The organism is Leifsonia sp. (assembly GCF_051955155.1).
Lineage (GTDB): Bacteria > Actinomycetota > Actinomycetes > Actinomycetales > Microbacteriaceae > Leifsonia.
Window position 1 is genome coordinate 1 of the sequence record NZ_JBQCGZ010000006.1, and the last position, 2,692, is coordinate 2,692.

General features: G+C 71.3%; 3 protein-coding genes. All 3 read right to left on the reverse strand.

All coding sequences use genetic code 11. The features are described 5' to 3' along the window. The coding region (locus ACTHMF_RS00430; protein WP_440315844.1) for a diaminopimelate decarboxylase family protein at positions 1-810 on the reverse strand (810 nt) is incomplete at its 3' end. A gap of 124 nt (positions 811-934) precedes the next feature. After that, the gene (locus ACTHMF_RS00435) at positions 935-1,744 is read right to left on the reverse strand and encodes an LmeA family phospholipid-binding protein (RefSeq protein ID WP_440315845.1); all 810 of its coding nucleotides are present in this window, start codon (positions 1,742-1,744) and stop codon (positions 935-937) included. 4 nt (positions 1,745-1,748) lie between these two features. Beyond that, positions 1,749-2,692 (reverse strand): arginine--tRNA ligase domain-containing protein (gene argS / locus ACTHMF_RS00440; RefSeq protein ID WP_440315846.1); only part of this gene is annotated, 944 nt, incomplete at its 5' end.

The following is a 2,692-nucleotide window of genomic DNA, read 5'->3' on the forward strand; positions in this document are numbered from 1 at the left end:
GCGGCCGCGGCCGGGGTGCGGCGGGGGGCGGCCGCCCCCCGCGCGCGGGGCGGGGGCCCCCGCGCGCGGGGGGCGGCCGGACTCGGCGAACCCGTCCGCCCCGAAGATCTGGGAGCCGATGTGGCAGTGCAGGCCGAGGAACTCCAGGCTCTCGTGCGCGCGGATGCGTGCGACGGCGTCCGGCGCGTCGGCCAGCGCGATGCCGAACTTCTGGTCCTCGTGCGAGGTGGCGAGGAACGCGTGGGTGTGCGCGTGCACGCCGCTGTTGGTCCGCAGCCGCACGCGCTGGACGACGCCGCGCCGGGCCGCGGCGGCCGCGACGCGCTCGATCTCCTGCACGCTGTCGATGATGATCGCGCCGATGCCGACGGAGACGGCGCGCTCGATCTCGGCCTGCGACTTGTTGTTGCCGTGGAAGCCGAGGCGCTCCGGGTCGACGCCCGCGGCCAGCGCGACCGCGAGTTCGCCTCCCGAGCAGACGTCGATGTTGAGGCCGGCGTCGGCCATCCACCTGGCGACCTCGATGGAGAGAAACGCCTTGCCCGCGTAGTAGACCTTCGCTGCGGTGCCGACGCGCGCGAACGCGTCCTGCAACGCGGAGCGGACCTCGACGGCGCGCTCGCGCGCCTCCCGCTCGTCGACCACGTAGAGCGGCGTTCCGAAACGCTCGGCGAGCTCGGAGACCGGCACGCCGCCGACGACGAGCTCGCCGTCGGAGCGGGCGACGGTGCGCGAGAAGAGACCGGGGACGAGCGCGTTCGCATCGTCCGGACAGCTCAGCCAGGACGGCGCGAGCGGATTCGATGGCATGGGGACAACCTCACGGGGCGACGAGTGGGGGCGGCCTCCCAGGCGAGCGGACCCGGATTGGCCCCTGAAGCCGGTGGAGAAGTACCAGAAGTCTATCCAGGTCCGCGCGGCTCCCCCGGCCGTGTTACGAGCAGCTGCCCTTGCTGTGCAGGAACTTCTCGTCCAGCACGAAGTCGGACGCGGTGAGCGTCACCGTCGCCGCCTTCGGTGTGACCTGGATGTCGCTGACCTTCACGCCGTCCGGCAGGTACTGCGCGGCGCAGACCGGGAACGGGCCGTTGTCGGTGAGCGCCTGCAGCAGCCGCGTGAGGTTCACGTCGCCGCCGCCGGTGGTCAGGCTCGCTTTTCCCGGCTGCAGCAGCACTTCTTTGCCCGCGGCCTTCGGGATCGCGTTCACCGTGTAGCCGACGGGAAGGCCGAGCAGGTCGATCTTCCCCGCGTAGCCGATGGTGCCCTCCCCCAGCGTGATGTCGCCGGTGGAGCCGGGGATGGTGATGAGCTTGTTCAGCGAGTCCTGCGAGACCGTGAGCACACCGGTCGCCGACTGGACGGGCTTGCTGAAGTCGGCCGGGACGCCGGTGGCCGTGATGGTCGCGGAGAGCGGGGCGCCGTTCACGGTCGCGTGCGGCGCATCCAGCTCGACGCTCTCGAACGAGCCGGACAGGTACTGCTGGATCACGGAGACGCCGCCGATGTGCACGGAGACGTCGGCCTTCACGGTGTCCGGCAGGTTCTTCTCGATCTCGGATGCGACGCGCTGCTCGGCGACCGAGCGCACGATCACGTCCGCGATCACAAGCAGGGCGACGACCACGACGAGCGGGATGAGCGTCCACAGCAGGACGCGCACCCAGCGCGGCCGACGACGGCGCTGTGCGGCGGCGGCCGCGGGAGTCCGGTCCGCGCCGATGACCTCGGTGGGCTGATCGCTCATGCCGTCACATCCGCTCCGGGGCGGACACCCCCACCAGGGTCAGGCCGTTGCGGATGACCTGGCCGGTCGCGTCGTTCAGCCACAGCCGGGTGCGGTGCGCGTCGGTCACCGGCTCCTCGCCGTGCGGGAGCACGCGCGTCGAGCCGTCCCGGACGGCGTACCAGGCGTGGTACAGCCCGGCCAGCTCCTCGATGTAGCGGGCGACGCGGTGCGGCTCGCGCAGCTCGGCCGCCTGGGCGACGACGCGCGGGAACTCCTGCAGGCCGCCGAGCAGCGCGCTCTCGGTGGGGTGGGTGAGCAGCTCCGGCTTGAAGACGCTGCGGTCGACGCCGGCCTTCTCGGCGTTCGCGGCGACCGAGCGGGTGCGGGCGTGCGCGTACTGCACGTAGTAGACGGGGTTGTCGTTGCTGCGCTTGGTGAGCAGGTCGAGGTCGATGTCGAGCTGGGAGTCGGTGGACGAGCGGACCAGCGCGTACCGGGCGGCGTCGACGCCCACGGCGTCCACCAGGTCGTCCAGCGTGACGATGGTGCCGGCGCGCTTGGACATCTTGACCGGCTCGCCCTCGCGCATCAGGTTGACCATCTGGCCGATCAGGATCTGCAGGTTGACGTTCGGGACGTCGCCGAACGCCTCGACCATCGCCATCATCCGGCCGATGTAGCCGTGGTGGTCGGCGCCCAGCATGATGATGTTCTGCTCGAAGCCGCGCTCGCGCTTGTCGAGGTAGTAGCCGAGGTCGCCGGAGATGTAGGCGGGCTCGCCGTTGGAGCGGATGACGACGCGGTCGCGGTCGTCGCCGAACGTGGTCGTGCGCAGCCAGATGGCGCCGTCCGCCTCGAAGATGTGACCCTGCTCGCGCAGCCGCTCGATCGCGCGCTCGACCGCACCGGACTCGTGCAGCGAGTCCTCGTGGAAGTACACGTCGAAGTCGACGCCGAAGGCGTGCA